This window comes from Kitasatospora sp. NPDC001660, from assembly GCF_053596725.1.
This window is the reverse complement of sequence record NZ_JBSFGU010000005.1, coordinates 226401-247888: the sequence shown is the minus strand read 5'-3', so window position 1 is coordinate 247888 and position 21488 is coordinate 226401. Positions and strand designations below refer to the sequence as shown.

Annotated in this window: 19 protein-coding genes; 13 read left to right on the top strand and 6 right to left on the bottom strand. The window is 72.9% G+C overall.

Translation table 11 applies throughout. From position 1 onward, the window contains the following. The first annotated feature begins 103 nt into the window (after positions 1-103). On the top strand, positions 104-1039 hold the full coding sequence (locus ACWCXH_RS08180; protein ID WP_449800529.1) for a carbohydrate kinase family protein: 936 nt from the start codon (positions 104-106) through the stop codon (positions 1037-1039). Between the two features lie 54 nt (positions 1040-1093). Further along, entirely contained in the window at positions 1094-3196 is a 2103-nt protein-coding gene (locus tag ACWCXH_RS08175) for an HAD-IIB family hydrolase (protein WP_449800528.1), read from the top strand. Here the strand turns inward: ACWCXH_RS08175 and ACWCXH_RS08170 are convergent. Next, complete coding sequence (locus ACWCXH_RS08170) at positions 3189-3716, bottom strand: hypothetical protein (RefSeq protein ID WP_449800527.1); 528 nt, start codon at positions 3714-3716, stop codon at positions 3189-3191. The genes ACWCXH_RS08175 and ACWCXH_RS08170 overlap by 8 nt on opposite strands. Positions 3717-3846: 130 nt before the next feature. Next, positions 3847-4857 (bottom strand): substrate-binding domain-containing protein, encoded by a 1011-nt coding sequence (locus ACWCXH_RS08165; protein ID WP_449800526.1) that lies wholly within the window; start codon positions 4855-4857, stop codon positions 3847-3849. 309 nt (positions 4858-5166) lie between these two features. Between ACWCXH_RS08165 and ACWCXH_RS08160 the strand changes: the two genes are divergently transcribed. The 7 genes from ACWCXH_RS08160 (at position 5167) to ACWCXH_RS08130 (ending at position 14254) form a co-directional block, all read left to right on the top strand. After that, complete coding sequence (locus ACWCXH_RS08160) at positions 5167-7251, top strand: glycoside hydrolase family 27 protein (RefSeq protein WP_449800525.1); 2085 nt, start codon at positions 5167-5169, stop codon at positions 7249-7251. A gap of 82 nt (positions 7252-7333) precedes the next feature. Continuing rightward, a complete protein-coding gene (locus tag ACWCXH_RS08155; RefSeq protein ID WP_449800524.1) occupies positions 7334-8140 on the top strand; it encodes a DeoR/GlpR family DNA-binding transcription regulator in 807 nt (268 codons plus the stop codon). Positions 8141-8424: 284 nt separating this feature from the next. After that, entirely contained in the window at positions 8425-9465 is a 1041-nt protein-coding gene (locus ACWCXH_RS08150; RefSeq protein WP_449800523.1) for a substrate-binding domain-containing protein, read from the top strand. 67 nt (positions 9466-9532) lie between these two features. Next, the gene (locus ACWCXH_RS08145) at positions 9533-11119 is read left to right on the top strand and encodes a sugar ABC transporter ATP-binding protein (RefSeq protein ID WP_449800522.1); all 1587 of its coding nucleotides are present in this window, start codon (positions 9533-9535) and stop codon (positions 11117-11119) included. Beyond that, positions 11116-12156, top strand: coding sequence for an ABC transporter permease (locus ACWCXH_RS08140; RefSeq protein WP_449800521.1), 1041 nt, complete (start codon positions 11116-11118; stop codon positions 12154-12156). Before ACWCXH_RS08145 ends, ACWCXH_RS08140 begins: the two co-directional genes overlap by 4 nt. A gap of 263 nt (positions 12157-12419) precedes the next feature. Next, a complete protein-coding gene (locus tag ACWCXH_RS08135) occupies positions 12420-13580 on the top strand; it encodes an FAD-dependent oxidoreductase (RefSeq protein WP_449800520.1) in 1161 nt (386 codons plus the stop codon). Positions 13581-13633: 53 nt separating this feature from the next. After that, positions 13634-14254: an L-threonylcarbamoyladenylate synthase gene (locus ACWCXH_RS08130; protein WP_449800519.1), complete on the top strand. Its 621-nt coding sequence runs from the start codon at positions 13634-13636 to the stop codon at positions 14252-14254. A gap of 135 nt (positions 14255-14389) precedes the next feature. On the opposite strand, the gene ACWCXH_RS08125 is transcribed toward ACWCXH_RS08130, so the two are convergent. After that, positions 14390-15460 (bottom strand): C40 family peptidase, encoded by a 1071-nt coding sequence (locus tag ACWCXH_RS08125; RefSeq protein WP_449800518.1) that lies wholly within the window; start codon positions 15458-15460, stop codon positions 14390-14392. Positions 15461-15808: 348 nt separating this feature from the next. Here ACWCXH_RS08125 and ACWCXH_RS08120 point away from each other — a divergent pair, with 348 nt between their 5' ends. From ACWCXH_RS08120 to ACWCXH_RS08110, 3 genes are all read left to right on the top strand, one after another. Further along, positions 15809-17011 (top strand): MAB_1171c family putative transporter, encoded by a 1203-nt coding sequence (locus ACWCXH_RS08120; protein ID WP_449800517.1) that lies wholly within the window; start codon positions 15809-15811, stop codon positions 17009-17011. Positions 17012-17132: 121 nt separating this feature from the next. Beyond that, a complete protein-coding gene (locus ACWCXH_RS08115) occupies positions 17133-17759 on the top strand; it encodes a hypothetical protein (protein ID WP_449800516.1) in 627 nt (208 codons plus the stop codon). 34 nt (positions 17760-17793) lie between these two features. Then, a complete protein-coding gene (locus ACWCXH_RS08110) occupies positions 17794-17976 on the top strand; it encodes a hypothetical protein (RefSeq protein WP_449800515.1) in 183 nt (60 codons plus the stop codon). Between the two features lie 72 nt (positions 17977-18048). Here the strand turns inward: ACWCXH_RS08110 and ACWCXH_RS08105 are convergent, their stop codons facing one another. The 3 genes from ACWCXH_RS08105 to ACWCXH_RS08095 form a co-directional block, all read right to left on the bottom strand. Next, positions 18049-18699, bottom strand: a complete 651-nt coding sequence (locus tag ACWCXH_RS08105) for a hypothetical protein (RefSeq protein ID WP_449800514.1) — start codon at positions 18697-18699, stop codon at positions 18049-18051. A 321-nt stretch (positions 18700-19020) separates the two neighbouring features. Beyond that, positions 19021-19659: a DUF4360 domain-containing protein gene (locus tag ACWCXH_RS08100; protein WP_449800513.1), complete on the bottom strand. Its 639-nt coding sequence runs from the start codon at positions 19657-19659 to the stop codon at positions 19021-19023. Positions 19660-20184: 525 nt separating this feature from the next. Beyond that, a complete protein-coding gene (locus ACWCXH_RS08095) occupies positions 20185-20571 on the bottom strand; it encodes a nuclear transport factor 2 family protein (protein WP_449800512.1) in 387 nt (128 codons plus the stop codon). A 170-nt stretch (positions 20572-20741) separates the two neighbouring features. Between ACWCXH_RS08095 and ACWCXH_RS08090 the strand changes: the two genes are divergently transcribed. Continuing rightward, on the top strand, positions 20742-21461 hold the full coding sequence (locus ACWCXH_RS08090) for a hypothetical protein (protein WP_449800511.1): 720 nt from the start codon (positions 20742-20744) through the stop codon (positions 21459-21461). Positions 21462-21488: the final 27 nt, after the last annotated feature.

Genomic DNA, 21488 nt, shown 5'->3' with positions numbered 1-21488 from the left:
TCCTGATGTTAGTAAACGAACCCGTTCTCTCCCACTCCCCCGTTCTTGACGCGGTCGTGCCGTTCTCGTCCCCCGGCGCCGCACGGGACCCTATGCTCGCCGGATGAGGTCGAACGGGACGTTGCCGCCGCGTGAAGTGCTGGTTGTCGGCTCCTACTTCGCGGACCTGGTGTTCCACGGGCTGCCCCGGCGGGTCGAGCCCGGCAGCGAGGTGTTCGCCGACGGCTTCGCGTGGGTGCCCGGGGGCGCGTACACGCCCGCGATGGCGCTGCGCCGGCTCGGGCACGACGTGGTCTGGAGCGCGGACTTCGGCACGGACGCCTTCAGCGCCCAGGTGCTGGCCCGCGCCCGGCAGGAGGGGCTGGACGCGTCCGCCTTCCGCCACCACCCCGTCCCGGTACGGAGCGTGACGGTCGCGATGGCGTACGCCGGCGACCAGGCGATGGTCAGCTACCAGGACCCGGTCGAGCCCGTGCCGCTCGTCCCCCTGCTGCGGCGGTACCGCCCGCGCGTCCTGATGGTGCCCCAACTGCGCTGGGACGACGAGATGGTGGCGGCGGCCGACACCGCACGGCGGCTGGGCACGCAGGTGGTGATGGACTGCCACGACGCCCCCGCGACGCTCGACGACCCGGCGGTCCGCCGCGTCCTCTCGCTCATCGACGTCCTCACCCCGAACGCCGCCGAGGCGCTGCGCCTGACCGGCGCCGCCGACCCGGACGACGCGATCGCCGAACTCGCCCGTCTGGTGCCGACCCTGGTGGTCAAGCGCGGCGCGGACGGCGCCACCGCCGTCCGCGGCGGCGAGCGCCACGACGTCCCGGCCGTCCCGGTGCGGCCGCTCGACACCACGGGGGCCGGCGACTGCTTCAACGCGGGCCTCGTGCACGGCCTCCTCGACGGCCGGAGCCTGCCGGAGTGCCTCGCGGCAGCCGTGGTCTGCGGAGCGGCGGCGACCACCGGTCCCGGCTCGGACGCGGCCCTGCGCGCCGACGAACTCGCCGTCCGGCTGGCGCTCGCGGCCGTCCCGCACACCTGAGGTGAACACTTCACGCTGCTGAGCGATCGTGCTAGCGTCCGACGGATGTCACGGATGTCACCGGTCTCAGGGGTTCTGGTCACCGATCTGGACGGCACCTTACTCGGCGGCACCCGGGAGGAGCGCCGTCGCCTGCGCGACGCACTGGCCCGCCACCCCGAGGTGACCCTCGTCTTCGCCACCGGCCGGGGACTGTCCTCCGTGCGCGACGTGCTGCGCGACCCGCTCGTCCCGCGCCCGCGCTGGATCATCGCCGACGTCGGCGCCACCGTCGCCGACGGGACGGACTTCTCCCCCGTCGACCCGCTCCAGGAGCAACTGCGCGCGGGCTGGCCGGGGCCGGCCCGCATCCGCGCCGCGCTGCGCCGCTTCCCCGGGCTCACCTACCAGTTCGGCGTCGTCCAGGAGGGCCGCTGCTCCTACCACGTGCCCCCCGAGCGGCTCACCCGCGAGGTCACCGACGCCGTCCGGGCGCTCGGCTGCGGCTGGGAGTACTCGGCGGGCCGCTACTTCGACGTCCTGCCGTCAGGGGCGTCCAAGGGCAACGCCCTCCGGGCCCTCGCCGGGAAGCTGGGCTGGACGCCGCAGCACATCCTCGTGGCCGGTGACTCGCTCAACGACCTGTCGCTGTTCCGGATCGGCGCGCACGGCGTGGTCGTCGGCGGCGCCGAGGCGGCCCTGCTCGATGCGGTCGCGGCGGACCCGCTGGTCCGCCGGCCCCGGCAGAACGGCGCGGCCGGGATCCACGCGGTGCTGCAGGACCTGGGGTGGGTCTCCCCCGACCCGGACCGCCCCCGGCGTCGGCACTCCGTGGTGGTGGCCTACCACCGGCCGCCGATGCACTGGAACGGCACCACGTGGCAGCCGCCCGGCAGCCCCAACGGCATCCTGCCCACCCTGACCAGTGCCTTCACCGACGGCCTGCCGGGCGTCTGGGTCACCGCCCTGGCCGGCGGCGACCGGGCGGCCGACCGCCCGCACCCCACCGGGCTGCCGCTCTCCCTCGTGCCGCTCAGCGCGGCGCAGTGGACCGGCTACTTCCACCGGGCGTGCAAGGACACACTGTGGCCGGTGCTGATGTCCGAGCCCGAGCGGTCGGTCCTCGACCGGCGCGCCTGGGCCGCCTACCGGGAGGTGAACGCGCGCTTCGCCGAGCACATCACCGCCGAGGCCGCTCCCGGTGCCACCGTCTGGCTGCACGACTACAACCTGTGGCTCGTCCCGGGCCTCCTGCGCTCCGCCCGCCCCGACCTCCGGACCGGGCTCTTCCACCACACCCCGTTCCCGTCGCCGGAGGTCTTCGCAACCCTGCCGATGGCCGCCGAACTGCGCGCCTCCCTCGCCTGCCTGGACTGGGCGGGCTTCCACACCACCGCATTCGCCGACCGCTTCCGGCGCGCACTCTCGCCGCACTCCCCCCGCACCGAGGTGCACCCGCTCGGCATCGACCGGAGCGCCGTCGAACGGCTCGCCCGGCTCCGCCGGCCACGGCCGCGCCCGGCCGCCGCCCGGGTGGTGCTCTCGGTCGAACGCCTCGACTACGCCAAGGCGCCGGTCCAGAAGGTCGACGCCCTCGACCGCCTGCTGGAGCGACGGCCCGAGCTGCGCGGGCGGCTCGTCTTCCGGTTGGTCTGCCCGCCGCCGGAGCCCGGCATCACCGCCTACGACGCCACCCGCCGGCACCTGGAACAGCGCATCGACGAGGTCAACGACCGTTGGCGGCACCATGGTTGGCAGCCGGTCGACTACCTGCCGGGCATTCTGCCCGCCGCCGCGGTCGTCGACGAGTACCTGACGGCCGACGTGCTCTGGGTGACCTCACTCCAGGACGGGATGAACCTGACGGCCAAGGAGTTCGTCGCCGCCCAGGCCGCACTGCCCGCCCGCACGCCGGGCGTCCTGGTGCTCTCCCGGCACGCCGGCGCCGCCACCGAGCTCGGCGACGCGGCCCTCCTCACGGACCCGCGCTCACCCGACGACCTGAGCACCGTCCTGGCCCGGGCCCTCGCCCTCTCCGCCGCCGAACGCCGGACCCGCATGGACCGGCTCTCCGCACTCCTCGGCCACGAACGCCCCGCCGACTGGGCCACCCGGATCGTCCGCGCCATCCAGGGCTCCGCGCCGGAGTCACTCCCGCCCCGAACAGGAGTCAATTGATCCAGTCGAGCCAGAACATGAGGCACCGCTGGATCGCGCCTGGCGCCCCGGCACCGAAGGCCACCACCATGGCCTGGCCGATCGCGACGTCGGTCGGGTCGACGCCCGGCGACCACGTCACGACGGCGTCGATCCCGGGGATCCCGCGGAAAGGGGAGTACGAGCGGAAGGTGCCCTGCGCCCGACCGATGACCACGCCGTCACGCCGCAGCTCGGCCCGGCACAGCGCGGTCGGCCGCAGCTCGTAGCCGCGGGCGCCGACGAGGGCGGTGCGGGTGCGCGCCTTCCGGCGCGGATCCCAGCCGCGGGTGCCCAGCGCCGTGGGCACGTGCTGCCCGTTGATCGTCAGCCCTCCGCGGTCGCGGTCCGGCAGCGCCGTGACGGCGGGTATCCCGGCTCCGCTCACGCGGGCGATGACGGATGGCCAGCGGTCGTGGCTGATCTGGACGGGCCCGAACGGGCTGCCGACCACGCGTTGTTGCGACAGGTTGACCTTGCGGCGCTTCGCGGGGGCGGACATGCGCGATCGACTCCTGATTGCCAAGGGTGTGCCGGAGCCCGGCTGGGCCGGAGCAGCCTACAGCGCTGCTCAGCGGCCCTGTCGGCGGGTCCGGTCCGGTGCAGGCCCAGGCGCGGACCCGGGTACGGACTCAGGCACAGGAGAGGCCGGACGCCTGCCAGTTGGCGGGATCGACCATGGTGGTGGGGACGATGGTCTCGTGCGGGAGTTCCTTGTTCTCCCGCAGCCGGTCGGCCATCTGCTGCACGGCGAGCGCGCCGACCGCCGCGCCCTTGATGAGGAGCGCGGCCCGCATCGCCGCCGGTTTGCCGGACCGCCAGTCCTTGCAGGCCAGGTACGCGCCGATGCCGACGCCGACGACGTTCTCCGGCCCGAAGCCCGCGTCCGCCAGGGCCTTGATGCCACCCTCCACGTCCTCGTCATTGCAGCCCCACACCACCCAGTGCCTGACGCCGGGGCTCGTGGAGAGGGTGTAGGCGGTCCTCTTGCGCGCGTCATCGACGGTGTTGGCGGCCCAGACCTTCACGTTCTTCAGGACGGCACCGGCGTGGGCGGAGAACGCGGCCGCCGCCGCGTTCACGCGGTCCCGGCAGACCGGGATGTCGTCGTTCGCGATCGACAGCGTCCAGGTGTCGGCGGTCTTCCAGCCCGTCCTCCCGTACTCGACGGCCGCGCGCTCGCCGACCGCCGCCCCCATGCCGGCGCCGTCGAAACCGACGCGCGGGACCAGTCCGTTGGCGAAGCACGCGCCGGGATCGGGGTAGTCGGCGCAGAGCTGGTCGTCCGTCGAGAGCAGCGGGACGTCGGCCTTGCGGGCGAGGGAGACGAGGTCGGGGCCGACGGACGGGTCGGGCACGACGGCGATGAGGCCGCGCGTCTTCTTGTCGACCGCCGCCCCGGCCTCCTTGAGCGCGCGGTCGCGGTCGTTGCCGAGGTCGACGACGGTCAGGTCGACGCCGAGTTCGGCGGCCTTGGCCTTGGCGCCGGCCGCCTCGTCGACGAAGTAGCCCTGGTCGCCCTGCTTCTGCAGGAACGTGATGGTGAGCGGGCCGTGCGCCGCCGGGGCGGGCGGGTCCGGCGAACACCCCGTCAGCGCGAGGGCGAAGGCGGCGACGCCGGAGGTGCACAGGCGCAGGCGCATGGATGCTCCAGGGTGGGGGCTTGGTGATTTGAACGTTCAAACACTCATAAACGAACGCGATCGAACGTGGCGGTGACAGGAAACGCCACGTTCACCCGCCCGTCAAGGCCTGACGCCCAGTGAACTTCTGGCCGATACCAGCTCGTTATCCTGCTGTGCATGCCCCTTGAGCCGAATCGGGTCGAGCCACTAGCCTGCGCCTACTCCTGTTGAAACCTGAGCACGGCCTTGTCGACTCCCGACACGACTCAACACATTCCAACAGGAGTTCGCTCTGGCACCCCACCTGCCCCCCACCTTGGAGCACCCATGCGTCCACGCATGCGCACATTCGGCGCGCTGCTGTCCCTCGCCCTCGCGACCTCCGGCCTCGGAGCCGTCGCGCTGGGCACGGCCACCCCCGCCGCCGCCCTCGACAACGGCACCGCCCTCACCCCGCCGATGGGCTGGAACTCCTGGAACTCGCTCGGCACCAACGTGACCGAGCAGCAGGTCAAGCAGACCATCGACTTCATGTCCGCCAACGGCCTGGTGGCGGCCGGCTACAACACCGTGACCATCGACGACGGCTGGTCGCTGTGGCACCGCGACGGCCAGACCACCGACATCGTGCGGACGTCCTACGGCTCGATGCAGCTCTACGACGCCTCCGGGAACCCGGTCAGCGGCACCGACGGCACCGGCAACGACCCCACCTCCGGCCACCTCGCCCCACGCCCGGACACCTTCCCGTCCCAGACCGTCAACGGACAGACCGTCAACGGAATCCAGTACCTGTCCTGGTACGCCCACAGCAAGGGCATGAAGCTCGGCCTCTACGGCACCGACACCTACCTCACCTGCCAGATGCACCCCGGCAGCCTCGGCCACGAGAGCACCGACGCGAGCGACTTCGTCGCCTGGGGCGTGGACTACGTCAAGTACGACGACTGCCCGTACGGCCCGCAGATCACCGGTCCGGACGGCCACAACTACTACACCCAGGGCGAGGGCAAGGAGCTCACCCGGTCCATGTACGCCCGGGTGCAGACCTTCCAACGCGCCCTCGACGCCGCCTCCGCCGCGCAGGGAAGGCCGAAAGTCACCCTGAGCGTCTCCGCCCAACCCGTGCACACCGGCGTGCCGTACCTGCTCGACGCCAACGACCCGGCCCGCACCGACCCGGTGATCCGGGCCGCCGGCACCCCGGCGTACCAGTCCCCGGGCTACGCCCCGACCGGCGTGTGGTGCGGGCAGGTCGCCAACCTCTGCCGGATCGGCGGCGACCGCGGCAGCGACCTGAACGGCGTGCTGTACGGCGGACAGCTCCAGACGGCCCTGCAGTACCCGGGCAACGTCCGCCCGGGCAGCTGGAACGACATGGACATGATGTTCGCCGGTTGGCAGGACGTCTACGGCTCGTGGGGCGTCTCCGACACCTGCGCGTGCCACAAGCCGTTCACCGACGACGAGTCGCGCACCGAGCTGTCGATCCTGTCGATGATGGCCTCCCCGCTCATCTCCGGCGCCGACCTGCGCAACTACGCCGACGCCTGGCACACCGACAGCACCGGCGCGAGCTGGTCCACCGGCATCACCGCCTCCAGCCTCGCGATCATGAAGAACGCCGACGTCGTCCGGGTCGACCAGGACACGCTCGCCAAGCCCGCCACCCTCGTCGGCGCCCCGCCCGCGAGCAGCACCGCGCCGGTGGTCCTCAAGCGGCCGCTGGCGGGCGGCGACACGGCCGTCCTGCTGGTCAACCAGGACCCGAACAACTGGCAGATGATCGGCAGCACCCTCGCCTCGCTCGGCCTGAACGGCGGCTACACGTACAAGGAGCTGTGGACCGGCGCCACCGGCACCGTCGCCGCCGGCGGCACCGTCGGCGGGAACTGGGTCGCCGCGCACGGCGTCGCCATGTTCCGCCTCACCCCGCAGGCCGCGTCCACCCCGGCGGCGGTGACCGGCGACGGCAGGTACCACGCGATCAGCGCGGGCGGCACCGGCGGCGAGGCCCTGGAGGTCCAGGGCACGTGCAGCTCGGCGGACGGCGCGGCCGTCGACGTCAACACGTGGTGGAACACGCACACCTCGGAGCAGTGGAACTTCGCCGCCAACGCCGACGGCACGGTGCGCATCACCGACAACTGCTCGACCGGCACCCAGGTCCACGGCACCCTCACCGCCCCGGGCACGGCCGGTGCGGCCGCGTACGTCACCAACGGCTACGACCCGAACAACGCCTACCAGAAGTGGCGGGTCCTCCAGAACACCTCGACCGGCGCACTGGCCGTCACCAACGTCGCGACCGGCCTGGCGCTGGACGCCGCCAACCCGGCGGCCGCCTCCGCGGTCCTCACCGACCAGCCCAACTCCGCCGCGGCCGGCCAGTCCTGGACGACCCTGTCCTGACCCTGCACCATCCCCGTCCGCACACCGCCGGGTGGGCGCGGCCCCGGCCGCGTCCGCGTGCATGCGCGCTCAGGAGTGCCACGTGACCGACAACGCACAGCTGCTGGCGCGGCAACGGCGCGCGGTGATCCTCGAACGGCTCCGGCAGCGGGGCGGGGTGCGGGTCAACGAACTCACCCGGGAACTCGGCGTCTCGGACATGACCGTCCGCCGGGACCTCGACGCCCTCGCCCGCCAGGGCCTGCTCGACAAGGTGCACGGCGGCGCCGTCCCGGCCGGCGCCCCGAACAGCCAGGAGCCCGGCTTCGAGGCGAAGTCCTCCTGGCAGCTGTCGGCGAAGGAGGCGATCGCCCGGGCCGCCGCCGAACTCGTGCGCCCCGGCATGGCCGTGGGCCTGGGCGCGGGCACGACCACGCACGCCGTCGCCCGGGAGCTGGCCGCGGTGGACGGGCTCACCGTGGTGACCAACTCGCTGAGGATCGCCGAGGTGTTCGAGCACCCCGGGCCGGCCACCGGCGCCGGGATCACCGTGCTGCGCACCGGCGGGGTCCGCACGCCCTCGGACGCCCTGGTCGGCCCGCTCGCCGACCAGGCGATCCGCTCGCTGCACGTCAACGTGCTGTTCCTGGGCTGCCACGGCATCTCCGCCGAGGCCGGGCTGACCTCGCCCAACCTCGCCGAGGCGGAGACCAACCGGGCGTTCATCGGCTCCGCGCGGCGGGTGGTCGTGGTCGCGGACCACACCAAGTGGGACACCGTCGGGTTGGCAAGCTTCGCGGCCCTGGACCAGGTGGACGTGCTGGTCGCCGATGACGGGCTGTCCGGCGAGCGCCGGGCCGCCGCGGCCGAGCTGGTGGGCGAGGTCGTCGTCACCGATGCCGTCAACTGAGGCTCCACCGGCTGTAGTTGCACCCGCCCCGCTCTCCCGGCCGGGAGAGCGGGGCGGGGCCTGCACGGCCCCTGCGGATAACGGGAACGTCTCGAATTGACGCGAGCGCATCGAAGACCCTTGACGAAAGTCCGGACCGGGAGTTTCCTGTGCGAGCACGTTTGATCAAGTTTGCTTCTGATCGATTATGTTTGATTCAAGTGCTGCTGTTTCACAAGCTCGGACCGCGGGAACTGTTCCGCGATCACTTCCCCCATCCTCCTCTCCTGACCGGGAGTCTCCGCATGTTCATCCGCCGCAGTCGTGTCCTGTCCGTCGCCGTCCTGGGCTGCGTGTCCCTCGTGGGCGCCGTCGGGTGCTCGACCGGCCAGGAGTCGTCGTCCGGCACCGTGGCGAAGGTCGACGGCAAGATCTCGCTGACCTACCTGCAGAAGCAGGGCGACCAGGAGTACTTCGTCGGCGAGGCCGCCGGCGCCAAGGCCAAGGCCGCCGAGCTCGGCGTGGACCTCAAGGTCGTGAACCTGGGCAACGACGCGAACAAGACGGTCAGCGAGGTCCAGTCGGCCATCGCCCGCAAGAGCAACGGGCTGATCGTCGTCGTGCCGGACCCGGCCGTCGGCCCCCAGGTCGTGCAGACCGCCAAGGATGCCGGCGTCGCCCTGCTCACCTCCGACGACCAGATCTGCGCCACCGGCCCCGCGCCCGCCTCCTGCGGCAAGGGCGACCTCGTCGCCCGGGTCGGCTTCTCCGGCGAGCAGATGGGCGGCGAGGTCGGCAAGCGGGCCGCCGCCGAGTTCAAGAAGGCCGGCTGGAACCCCGCCGACACCCGCACCATCTCCGCCTGGAAGCAGGACGTCACCGTGTGCGGCGACCGGATCAAGGGCGCCAAGGCCGCCTTCGCCGCCGCCGGCGGAGCCGACGTCAAGAACATCGACGTCGCCACCGACAACACCCCCACCGGCGCCCAGGACAAGACCGCCGCCACCCTCACCGCCAACCCCGGCGTCAAGCACTGGGTGGTCTGGGGCTGCAACGACGAGAACGTCCAGGGCTCCGTCACCGCCCTGCAGAACGCGGGCGTCAGCCCCGACGACATCGACGGCGTCGGCCTCGGCGCCTACCTCGCCTGCAAGGACTGGACCAGCGGCAAGCCCTCCGGCATGAAGGCCGCCCTGTTCATCAACGGCAAGGACGTCGGCGCGCTGGCCGTCCAGACCATGTACGACAAGCTCAAGAACAGCAAGGACTTCCCCGCCGAGGCCTTCGCCCCCACCACCATGGTCGACGCCTCGACCTGGCAGAGCACCGGCATGACCTGCAGCTGACGCCGCCGCACGGCCCACCGCACCCACGAAACCCACGGCACCCCCCAGCACCTCCAGCGAGGCACGAATGACCGCACCCGAGTCCCCACCCGGCTCCGGGCCGTCCCCCCGGCCCGGCCGGGGCCTGGTCGCCGAGAACGTCGGCAAGACCTTCGGCAGCGTCCGGGCGCTGCACGACGTCACCGTCGAGTTCCCGCCCGGCCAGGTCACCGCCCTGATGGGCGAGAACGGCGCCGGCAAGTCGACGCTGCTGCGCATCCTGAGCGGCGACCACCGCCCCACCGAGGGGCGGGTCCTGCTCGACGGCGCCCCGCTCGACCTCTCCTCCCCCACCGACGCGCGCCGCGCGGGCATCCGGATCATCCCGCAGGAGCCGGAGATCATCCCGCACGTGTCGGTCGCCGAGAACGTCTACGCCGGCAGCCTGCCGCGCAGGGCCGGCCGCCGGCTCGACCGGGCCGAGCTGCGCCGGCGGATCACCGCCGACCTGGCCGAGCTCGGCTTCGACCAGGTCCTCGACCCGGACCTCCTCGGCTCCGAACTCACTGCCGCACAGCGCCAGTTGGTCGAGATCATGCGCGCGCTCACCGGGGCCGTGCCGCCCCGGGCGATCGCCTTCGACGAGCCCACCTCCTCGCTCTCCGAGCACGAGGTGGAGGCCCTGTTCGCCCTGATCGGCCGGCTGCGCGACCGGGGCATCGCGGTGATCTACGTCTCGCACCGGATGAAGGAGATATTCCGGCTCGCCGACCGGATCGCCGTCCTGCGCGACGGCACCCTCACCGGCGTCCTGCCCGCCGACGGCACCGACGAGCGCGAGCTCGTCCGGCTGATGGTCGGCCGCGACCTGGCCGGCCTGTTCGTCCGTCAGGACGTCGCCACCGACCGCGTGGTGCTCGACGTGCGCGGCGTCACCACCGACGACGTGCACGACGTCAGCCTCCGGGTCCGGGCCGGCGAGGTCGTCGCCCTCGCCGGGCTCATCGGCGCCGGCCGCTCCGAACTGGCCCTCGCCCTCGCCGGGGACGCGCCGATCCGCTCCGGCGAGGTCCTCCTCGGCGGCACCGCGGTGCGCCTGCGCTCGCCCAAGGACGCGATCCGGGCGGGCCTCGGGCTCGCCCCCGAGGAACGCAAGGCACAGGCGCTCTTCCTGCACCGCACCATCCGCGACAACACCTCCCTGGTCAGCCTCGACCGGCTGCGCCGCCGGCGGTTCGTGCGGCGCGGCGCCGAGAAGCAGCTGGCCCAGGAGTACGCCGACCGGCTGCGGGTCCGCGCCCCCTCCATCGAGACCGAGGTCCGCACGCTCTCCGGCGGCAACCAGCAGAAGGTCGTGCTCGCCCGCTGGCTGGCCCGCCGCCCCGAGCTGCTGATCCTCGACGAGCCGACCCGCGGCGTCGACATCGGCGCCAAGGCCGAGATCTACCAGATCATCGCCGACCTGGCCCGCGACGGCGTCGCCGTCCTGGTGATCTCCTCCGAGCTGCCCGAGGTCCTCGGCCTGGCCGACCGGATCCTCGTCATGCAGAACGGCCGGATCACCGGCGAACTCGGCCGCGCCGAGGCCTCCGAGGAGGCGATCCTCGCCCTGGCCATGTCGGAGGACCTCGGCCCCTCCAGCACCACCGACCCCACCACCGGAGTTGCCCGATGACCACCCCCTCCGCCACCGCCGACCAGCGGCCGCAGGCCCCCGCCGGGCCCGCCCGGCCGACCGGTGCGCGGGCCGTGCTCGGCGCCGTCGGTGGCCAGAACCTCATCCTGCTGCTGGCCCTCGCGGCCGTGCTCGCGCTGTTCGGCTCGCTCAACCTCAACTACCTGGGCTGGAAGAACATCCAGGTGATCGCCGAGGCGGTGACCATCGCCGGGCTGCTCGCCGTGGTCCAGACCGTGGTGATCATCTGCGGCGGCCTGGACATCTCGGTCGGCTCCCAGGCCGGCCTCGCCTCCGTGGTCAGCGCGATGGTGTTCACGTCCACCGGCTCCAGCGCGGCGCTCGGCATCGGCGCGGCCGTACTGGCCGGTGCCGCCGTCGGCCTGCTCAACGGCGTCGTGATCATCTACGGCCGGGTCAACCCGACCATCGCCACCCTGGCCGGGCTCGCCGCCTACAAGGGCGTCGCCCAGCTGATCTCGGACGGCCGTGCCCAGGGCTACGTCCTCGGCGACCCGCTGTTCGTCTTCCTCAGCCGCGGGAAGATCGCCGGCCTGCCGACCATGGTGTGGATCCTCATCCTGGTCGCCGCCGCCGTGCACGTCCTGCTCACCTACACCGACATCGGCCGCAACATCTACGCCCTCGGCGGCAACCCCACCGCCGCCCGGCTGGCCGGCATCGACCTCAACAAGTACCTGCTCTCGGTGTACGCGCTCACCGGCATGGTCGCGGCCGTCGCGGGCGTCCTGCTCACCGCCCGCACCGGCTCGGGGCAGCCGACCTCCGGCAGCGAGGGCCTGGAGCTCCAGGCCATCACCGCGGCCGCGCTCGGCGGCTGCGCGCTCAAGGGCGGCAAGGGCGGCATCGCCGGGACCCTCCTGGCCGTCGCCCTGCTCGGCGCGCTGCAGAACGGGCTCACCGTCCAGGGCATCAACTCCTTCTGGCAGAACGTCGCCCAGGGGCTCCTGCTCGTCGTCGCCGTCGTCATCCAGCAGCGGCGCGGGCGTGAACGGGCCGTCGGCCTGCCCGCCTGAACCACCGTCTCCCCCACGCCGATCCCCCATGCCAATTCCCCCAGGAGGCCGCCTCCGTCCCCCACCGGAGGCGGCCTCCGCCATGGGCGGCGCCGGTCGTTGTCGCGTCGCCGCCGCGGAAGGCCGAACCACGAAGAAGACCACCGCCAGGCTCGCGGACCGAGGCCGCCGCCCGGCGCCCGCGGGACGTGTGACACCTGTCATGTCCCACCGATGACGCGATGTCCTGCCGCCCGGTGCCCCGCTCCGACATGCTGATGCCCATGAACGATCACGAGGAGCGCAGCATGAGGGTGGTCGTGGCCGGGGCCGGAATCGGCGGCCTGTGCCTGGCGCAGGGGCTGGTCCGCGCCGGGATCGACGTCCGGGTGTACGAGCGCGAGGGGGCGGCGGACAGCCGGTACCAGGGATTCCGCATCGGCCTGAACGAGCACGGGCTCGGAGCCCTGCGCGAGTGCCTGCCGCCGCGCCTGTACGGACTGCTCGACGCCGTCACCGGGCCCCTGGCCGGCGAGCGGCGGGTGGTCGACCAGCACCTCACCGAGCTGCGCCGGCTCGGCGCGGCCGACGGCGGGGCGGCCGCCGACCGGCGCGTCCTGCGGGAGATCCTCCTCGCCGGGCTGGGCGAGCGCGTCGAGTTCGGCAAGGCCGTCACCGGCTACACCGAGCGGCCGGACGGCACGGTCGAGGCCCGCTTCTCCGACGGCACCGGCGCGGTGGGCGACCTCCTCGTCGGCGCGGACGGCGTCGGCTCGGCCGTGCGCCGCCGGCTGCTCCCCGACGCCAAGGTGGTCGACGTCCCCGGCAACGCCCTCCTCGGACGCACCCCGCTCACCGACCGCTTCGCCGCCCTCGTCCCGGGCTTCGGCACCCTCGTGCAGGGCCCCGGGCTGAGCATGCTGCTCGGCCGCATGGAGTTCCGCCGCCCGCCGAAGCTCGCGGCCGCCGAGCTCGCCCCCGACGTCGCACTCCCCGACACCGACAGCTACCTGCGCTGGGTGGTCACCCTGCCCGAGCCGCTGACCACCGCCCGCGTCCGCGACGACTGGGCGACCGTCCGCGACCGGCTGCTCGCCCTCCTCGACGGCTGGCACCCCGACCTCGTGGAGCTCGTCCGCCGGTCCGACGTCGTCAACAGCTCACCGCTGACGGTGCGCTACGCCAAGCCCGTCCCGCACTGGGGCACCGGCCCGGTCACCCTCCTCGGCGACGCGGTCCACACCATGCCCCCGAGCGCCGGCCAGGGCGCCAACACCGCCCTGCGCGACGCCGCCCTCCTCTGCCGCACCCTCACCACCGTCCACCGCGGCGAGGCCGACCTGCGCACCGCCGTCGAGGCGTACGAGCACGAGATGCTCGCCTACGGCTTCGCCGCCGTCGCCGAGAGCCTCGAACGCCTCACGGACTTCACGCCGTCGCGCTGAGCCCCCCATCGTGGCTGCGCCCGTCGGCCGCCGGGATCCCGTAGGGTCGGCCAATGGCAAAGTACTTCGACGTGCACCCAGAGTCACCCCAGCCGCGCACCATCAGCACCGTGGCTGCCAGCCTCCGGTCCGGGGCCCTCATCGCCTACCCGACCGACTCCTGCTTCGCGCTGGGCTGCCGGTTGGACAACCGGGACGGCCTCGACCGGATCCGATCGATCCGGCGTCTCGACGAGCACCACCACTTCACTCTGATGTGCGTGGACTTCGCGCAGCTGGGGCAGTTCGTCCAGCTCGACAACAACGTCTTCCGTGCCGTCAAGGCCGCGACGCCGGGCGGCTACACCTTCATCCTCCCTGCCACCAAGGAGGTTCCCCGCCGCCTGATGCACCCGAAGAAGAAGACGGTGGGAGTCAGGATCCCCGACCACGCCGTCACCAGGGCCCTGCTCACCGAACTCGGCGAGCCCCTGGTCTCCAGCACCCTGGTTCTCCCCGGTGAGGACGAACCGATGACACAGGGATGGGAGATCAAGGAGCGCCTCGACCACGTGCTGGACGCCGTGGTGGACTCGGGCGACTGCGGCACGGAACCGACGACGGTCGTCGACTTCTCGGGCGGCGAGCCGGAGATCGTCCGACGGGGGGCCGGCGACCCCACGCGCTTCGAGTGACGGTCCGGGCGCACCCGCAGCGTTCCGTCGTGGTCGCCGCCGGCGGCGACCTGGACGCGGTGCTCGACGGCCACGGCTGACGCGGCACCGCGCGGGCGACGGCCGCCGCCGCCACCCGCGCGGTGTCCGCAGCCGTCAGGCCGAGACGTGGTACCAGTAGCCGCCGGTGCGCAGGCCGACGTAGTGGACGTCGGTGCCCGTCTCCTTGGCTTCGTACATCATGTCCGCGCCGGTGGCGGGGTCGGTGCCGGCGTAGAGCACGACGTGGACGGTGGTGTGGGCGTCCGTCCCGAAGTACTCGACGTCGCCGGGCCGGCGCTGGGACTCGGCGATCGGTGTGAGGTGCTGGTCCCGGGTCTGCTGGTTGGTGTCTCCGCCGCCTGCGAGGTCGATGCCGGCGCCGAACCAGTAGGCCGCGCGGACCAGGCCCGAGCAGTCCAGGCCGACGGTCGTGTTGGCCGGGCAGGGCTGGATGGAGCCGTTGTAGCCGTCGCAGGTGCCGAGCGACGGGCCGGGGCCCTCGCCGCGCAGCGAGTGGCCGCCGCCCCACACGTAGGGGACGCCCAGGTAGGACTTCGCCGCGTTGAGGACCTTGGCGGGGTCGATGGGGCCGCTGGGCCGCGGGGTGGGGGTGCTGCCGTAGAGGGCGTTCTTGGTGGCCGTGCCGACGATGCCGTTGATGGTCAGGGCGTGCGAGGCCTGGAAGTTGCGCACGGCCGTGTCGGTGGCCGGCCCGAACTGCCCGTCCGTGGTGAGGCCGGCGCCGAACTTGTTCAGCATCGTCTGCAGGGTCGTGACGCACGGGCCGGTGGCGCCGGTCTGCAGGTCGCCGCACTGGGTGCGCAGGTCGACGGTGCGGGAGGCGGCGGCCGCCGAGTCGAGCGCCGACTTGGTGGCCGGGCCGACGATGCCGTCGACGGCCAGGGCGTGCCCGGCCTGGAAGGTGCGCACGGCCGTGTCGGTGGCCGGCCCGAACTGCCCGTCCACGGTGATCTGAGCGCCGGTCAGGTTGAGCTCCAGCTGGAGCTGGGTGACGCAGCCGTCAGCCTCGCCCTGCTGCATGTCGGCCGGGCAGGACGAGGAGGTGAGGGCTATCGGGGTCGGTGCGGAGGCCGCGGAGGCGGTGTACGCGCCGACGCCGGTAAGGACGGCCGCCAAGGCCAGGCCCAGCGACAACCGGCGCCGGGCGGGGAGGAGGGTTCGCACAGGAGGTTCTCCAGGTCCGTGATGATTCGTCGAACGAGAGCCGCCGGCAGGACGTGATCCACTGCCACCGGCCCCGTCAGTCTGCCCGAACACCGCTGCGGCGCAAGGCCGGTCGCGCGCGTCCCATGCCGTCCCACACCGCTGACCGGGACTTTGACACTGCGGCCTTCCGTCGATTGGAGACACCGTCACCGAAGCGGACGCCGGCGGACGGGGCCCGCATCCCCGTCCGTCAACCGCCCTGGAAGCGCCGGAGCTTCGGCGACTACCATGGGTGTCCAGGCAGTTCCGTCGGGTGGGGAGGGAGACGATGGCCATGGCGGAATCCGACCCCGCCCGGACGGCCCCTTGAGCAGCACCGTCGACTACCTGGTCTGCGCGCTCGCCGTGCTGGCGACGGCCGCACGACTGGTGCTGACCCGCGGGCTGTCCCGGCGCCCCGGAGAACGCCGGCTGATGTCATTCATCCTCGGCATCGGCACGGCCATCGCGGTGCTCGCCCCGGCCACCCGGGCCGCCGTGCCGTGGGAGGCCGCCGCGCGGTTCGTCCCGCTGCTCGGCAACTCGCTCAAGCTCGGGGCGGAGTGCGCCATCGCCCTCCTCGGGTACGCGGTGCGGCCGGCCGCGTCGGGCCCGGCCGCCGTCCGGCGGCAGGCGCTCGGCTCGGCGGCCGTCGTGGCGGCGACCGCGGCGGCGTACCTGGCGGGCGGGGTCCGGCCGGTGGGCGCCGAGCTGACGGCCGGTCCGGGCGGGCGGCTGCCGCTGACGCTGTACGACACGCTGTTCACGGTGCACGGCTGCTGGTGCGTCGCGGTGTTCGGCGTGGCGATCCTGCGGTCCGCCGGGGACGTCGCGCCCGGGCTGCCGCGGATCGGCCTGCGGCTGGTCGTCGCCGGGGCCGGGTTCGGACTGGCCTGGTCGGCGCTGAGCGTGGTGCCCCTGGGGGAGGCGCTGACGACGGGACGCCAGGAGATCGCCGAGGACGCCGTCGCGGCGCCGATCGCCCTGCTCACGCTGCTCTTCGGCATCGGCGGCATGACGCTCGCGGTGTGGGCGGCCTTCCTGACCCGCTCGGCGCGGCGGGTGGGGGCCTGGCGGGACTACCGGCGGCTCGAACCGCTATGGTCCGCGCTGCACTCGGCGGTGCCGGAGATCTCGCTCACCGCCGAGGTCGGGGTGCTGGGCCTCGGCGGGCCGCTGCGCAACCCGGAGTTCGCGCTGTACCGGCGCGTCATCGAGATCCGCGACGGCCAGCTCACGCTGCGGGCCCACGTCGATCCGCGGGTACCGGGGTGGGCCGCCGAGGCGAGCGCGGGGGACGCGGCCGTCGTGGAGGCCGCCGTCCTCGCGGCGGCGCTGGAGTCGGCGGCCGCGGGGCGCCGTCCCGCCGTGGACGGCACGGGCTATTCGCCGCGCGAGCTCGCGCCCGACCTCGCCGCCGAGACCGCCTGGCTGGTCACGGTGTCGAGGGCGTTCGCGCGCTCGGCGGTGGTGGCGCAGGTGCGCCGGGGGGCACACGAAGGAGAGTCGACATGGCATCAACTGCCGTGAATTTGAATCTCCTTGGGATTCATCTCAGTTGACACCCTCGGTGCACGCCTCCATGCTGGACGCGCACCCTGCGCCGTACCCGACGGGGTGCCACGACCCGGCTCACCAGAGGAGCCCCGCAGTGCAGTTGTCCGGCTTCACCAAAGGCGCACTGGTCCTCGCGGGGCTGTGCGCGCTCACCGCCCCGGCGGCAGCCGGTTGCGGACCATCGGCGCCACGCGCGCCCCGCCACCCCGCCGACCAGCTCATCGACGCGGGCGACGTACCGCCCGGTTTCACCAGGTCCGGGCAGTCGGTGCCGGAGTCACTCGGCTGCCCCGCCCTCGACGAGGCCCTGCGCGCGACCGGCGAGCAGGCCACCGTCGACTTCCGGAGCGACGGCGACCACATCACCGAGCGGATCACCGCGACGGCCGGTACGCCCGAGGCCGGCGCCGTCCTGAAGGCGGTCGCCGCGAGCGTCCACGCCTGCCCGTCCAGCGGCTCGACCCGGGACCCGGCCACCCACGTCATCACCGGCGAGGTCCGCGGTTACGCCACGCTCGCCCCGCTGCCGTCGGCCGGCGACGGCTCCGTGGTGGTCCGGGCGAACCAGGGCACCGGGCCCCTGGTCTTCTCCACCGAGCTCATGGTGATCCGCCAGGGCGCCACGGTGGTGGAGCTGCGGCACGAGGCCGTGTCCCTCTCGAAGAACGCCGACATCCCGGGCCCCGAACTCGCCGGGAAGGCCCTCGCCCACCTCGGCTGACCGTCAACCACTTACCGGCCGACAGGAGTTCACCGTGCTCGACATCATCTTCATCGCCCTGTGGCTGACCAACCGCAGCCGCGCCAGGACCGCCATCGACCCGTACGACCGCGAGAAGTACGCCAAGCGCGCCAAGATCTTCGGTTGGCTGGAAATCGCGAACATCGTCGTCGGGGTCCTGCTCGCGATAGCCATCATCAACAGCAGCCCCCGCTGAACGACGGCCGCCGGCTCGGCGTCGCACCGCTCTCGCGACGCGACGCCGAGCCGGCGGCCTACGGACGGAGCGTCAGGCCCGCACGAGGACCCAGGCGCCGAGTCCGTGGCAGCCGGCGGGCTGGTAGCTCGCCGACCGGAAGCCGGCCGGGACCGGCGACCCCGGGCACGCCCACAACCCGGCGCGCGCGGTGTTGTGCCGCCAGGCACCGATACCGCCGCAGCCGGCCTGGAGGTGGTCGGTGATGACGTACCCCTGGACGACCGGCGAGCCGGAGCACGTCCAGATGCCGTCACGCGCGACGTTGTGCCGCCAGGCACCGATGCCGCCGCAGCCGCTCTGCTGGTGGTCCGTGATGACGTAGCCCTGGACCACCGGGGAGCCGGAGCACGTCCAGATCCCGTCATGGACCAGGTTGTGCCGCCAGGAGCCGATCCCGTTGCAGCCGCTCTGCTGGTGCCCGGTGATCACGTAGCCGGGGACGACCGGGGAGCCGGAACACGTCCATATCCCGTCCGAGACCGGCTGCTGGTACCACGAGCCCGCGAAGTTGCAACCCTTGCTGTCGTAGCCCGTGATGACCCAGCCCGCGGGCACGGGCGCACCGGAACAGGACCAGTGGCCGTTGCCCCAGCCCCACGCGGGCTTGGCCTCGGCGGTCGTCGCGCCGCTCATCGTGCTGCCCACGATGACCGCCGCGACGAGCGCGAACGCCGAAAGCACGCGCGTCCATAACCGACGGTTCCTCATATCCACACCACTCCGTTCGATTTCGGGAATCCGGTTCGGATCGTCCCGGGCCGATCGCCCGGAACGGAGGCTCACCCTACGGGCAGGGACTGACAGCCGACAGACGGGAACGCGCCAGCCGTCCGAGGTGCCCGGGCGTCTTCCCCTGAGCATGCGGGTCCTCCCCCTTCACGGCCGCCGGCGCGGCGACGTTCCGAACGTGCCCGCAGATCCCGGCAGATGGCACCGACACCGGACGAGCCGGAGCGCGAACGCCCGTCCCGGAGGGCCGGGACGGGCGTGGGCTCGGCGGGGTCAGGGGCACTGCTTCCAGGCGAGGTGGTAGACGGTGTTGATGCTGCCGTCGGTCGAGTCCATCGTCATGAAGCTCGTGGTGCTGGTCGGGTCCGAGGTGCCGGCGGCGACCCGCAGTTCGGTGTTGATGTTGAAGTTGCGCTCCTCCCCGCAGGGGGCCCAGACCAGTGCGGCGACGTCGACGGTGTCCGTGGCCTGCCAGTTGTCGTCGCGCGGGCCGTTGAAGCGGTGGGCCTGGTAGGTGGTCTGCGACTGGCCCTGGAAGTAGTAGCCGGCCCGCTGGATGCCGCTCGCTCCGTTCTCCAGGTGGGCATAGCCGCGGTAGTCGGTGGAGGCGATCGCGTAGGTGAAGCCCTGGGGCACGTGCACGCGGAGGTTGAGCTGACAGTTCTTCCGGAAGTCGGTGGGCTTCGACCCGACGCCCACCTGGGCGAGGTAGGTGCTGTAGGTGACGGTGAAGGCGGTGTTGTCCGGCGAGACGGCGATGGCGGTCGTCCCCACCGGGCAGCCGGAACCGTTGACCGTCGCGACGTCGATGACGATCCGGTCGGGCGGTGTCGGGAGCGAGTCGGCGCCGAACGCCGGTGAACCGACGAGCGATGCGGCGATACCGGTCGCGGCCAGCACGCGGAGCAGCATGGGCTTTCCCTTCGATCGTCCACGGGACCGGGGCGGGCGCGGTCGTCCCGGGCCCCACCCCGGAATCTGACGCGAGCATGTCACCACAGGGTGCCCGCCCGTGTACAGGGGGTGAGCGCGACGAACCTGCCGCGCGCAACGGGTCCGCGCAGGTGGATCGTGCCACCGGGGCCACCATTTCGAGCCAGGTCGAAGGACGGAACCGGCCCCGGCGCAGCCGGCCGCAGCACCGGGCGGGCGCCCCGACAACGGGGCTCGGGCGAGCCCTGACCAGGGACGGCACCACCCGAGCAGCCCCCGCCCCGGTCGACGGGCCGCCCGCGGATCCGTCCAACCGTGCGCCCGGTCGCCGAGGAGACCGGTTCAGCTCCGTCAGGAGGTCGTCCGGGCAGAGCTCGTACAGGTCCCCCCACCAGCGCCCGATCTTGGTGTTCCAGATCCGGTAGCCACCCGGCACGCCCCGGGCCACGTAACGTCGTTTGCTCATCGGCCCGACGCCGGCAGCGGGGGTGGGCCGACCGGGTGTCAGTCTTCCAGGGCGCGGGCGATGGGGAGGGTGTCGGAGGTCTGGCGGAGTTGGGTGATCCGGCCGGCCCGGAGGGTGAAGAAGTGGGCGAAGCGCGAGGTGACCTGCTTGCCCTTGGTGGTGGTGCCGAGGTAGCGGCCGAGGACGATGACCTGGTCGCCGTCCTCGTAGAAGGCGTCGCCGATGCACTGGAACTCGCTGAAGTCGGCGAGGAAGGGGAAGAAGTCGCCGACGATGCGGTCCAGGCCCTCGTAGACGCCCCCGTTGGGGAATCCCACCGTCACGTCCCAGCGGGCGTCCTCGGCCACGACCGAGCGGATGACGTCGAGGTCGCCCCGGGCGTCGTAGAAGCGACGGACGACGTCGATCTGCGGGGAGTCGGACATGGTGGTTCCTCTCTCGGCGGGTGAGGCTGCCATGACGGGTACGCGACGGACGTTACTCCGTCGGCCCTTCGGCTGAACCGGTTCTTAGGAAGTGGTCCGGCAGACTGCTGCCCGTTGTCGGCGCGCCAGCGGCCGGTGACGCACGGTGAATCGGTCGAAGGGGCGGGCGGGTGTCCGGAATCGGTAGCGGGAACACGTCGGGCGGGATGGCCGTCCAGGACACGGGCCCGGAGGGGAACAGGCGGCTCACCGCCCTCGTCGGGTCGGTACTGCTGGTGCTGTTCGCCGCCCAGGGCGTGACGATCCTGTTCCTCGACCAGTTGCTCACCTGGCACTTCGTCATCGGGCTCGCCCTCATCGGGCCGGTCGCGCTCAAGGCGGCCGTCACCGGCTACCGCTTCGTGCGCTACTACGCCGGCTCGCCCGCCTACCGCCGCCAGGGACCGCCGGCCACGCCGCTGCGGCTGCTGGCCCCGCTGGTCGTGCTCCTCACCGTCGCCGTCCTGGCCACCGGCTGCACGCTGGCGCTCGGCGGGCGGGACGCGTTCGGACTGCCGGTGCTGTTCCTGCACAAGGCGAGCTTCTGGTGCTGGGCGGGCGTCACGGGCCTGCACGTGCTGGCGTACGTCTGGCGGCTGCCGCGGCTGGTCGGCGCGGACCTGCCGGGACGGCGGGCCGCCCGGCGCGGAACCGCCCCGGTGCGCGGGCGGAGCCGGCGGTGGTCGGTGCTGGCACTCGCGCTGACCGCCGGTGCGGCGCTGTCCCTGTACGGGCCCGCGCTGGCCGGTCACTGGGACAGCGGGAAGCCGCAGCACGTCGCCCACGCGCACGACGGACACCACCGCGCGTCGGGGCCCGACGAGACCGGCACCTCCCGCCCGGGATTCTGACCGATGGCCGCGCACCAGGCACTATGT

Coding starts and splice junctions, on each gene's coding strand:
- ACWCXH_RS08130 (WP_449800519.1), top strand. CDS start 13,634: ATGGCAAAGTACTTCGACGTGCACCCAGAGTCACCCCAGCCGCGCACC.
- ACWCXH_RS08145 (WP_449800522.1), top strand. CDS start 9,533: ATGACCGCACCCGAGTCCCCACCCGGCTCCGGGCCGTCCCCCCGGCCC.
- ACWCXH_RS08150 (WP_449800523.1), top strand. CDS start 8,425: ATGTTCATCCGCCGCAGTCGTGTCCTGTCCGTCGCCGTCCTGGGCTGC.
- ACWCXH_RS08165 (WP_449800526.1), bottom strand. CDS start 4,857: ATGCGCCTGCGCCTGTGCACCTCCGGCGTCGCCGCCTTCGCCCTCGCG.
- ACWCXH_RS08135 (WP_449800520.1), top strand. CDS start 12,420: ATGAACGATCACGAGGAGCGCAGCATGAGGGTGGTCGTGGCCGGGGCC.
- ACWCXH_RS08175 (WP_449800528.1), top strand. CDS start 1,094: ATGTCACCGGTCTCAGGGGTTCTGGTCACCGATCTGGACGGCACCTTA.
- ACWCXH_RS08095 (WP_449800512.1), bottom strand. CDS start 20,571: ATGTCCGACTCCCCGCAGATCGACGTCGTCCGTCGCTTCTACGACGCC.
- ACWCXH_RS08170 (WP_449800527.1), bottom strand. CDS start 3,716: ATGTCCGCCCCCGCGAAGCGCCGCAAGGTCAACCTGTCGCAACAACGC.
- ACWCXH_RS08160 (WP_449800525.1), top strand. CDS start 5,167: ATGCGTCCACGCATGCGCACATTCGGCGCGCTGCTGTCCCTCGCCCTC.
- ACWCXH_RS08100 (WP_449800513.1), bottom strand. CDS start 19,659: ATGCTGCTCCGCGTGCTGGCCGCGACCGGTATCGCCGCATCGCTCGTC.
- ACWCXH_RS08180 (WP_449800529.1), top strand. CDS start 104: ATGAGGTCGAACGGGACGTTGCCGCCGCGTGAAGTGCTGGTTGTCGGC.
- ACWCXH_RS08140 (WP_449800521.1), top strand. CDS start 11,116: ATGACCACCCCCTCCGCCACCGCCGACCAGCGGCCGCAGGCCCCCGCC.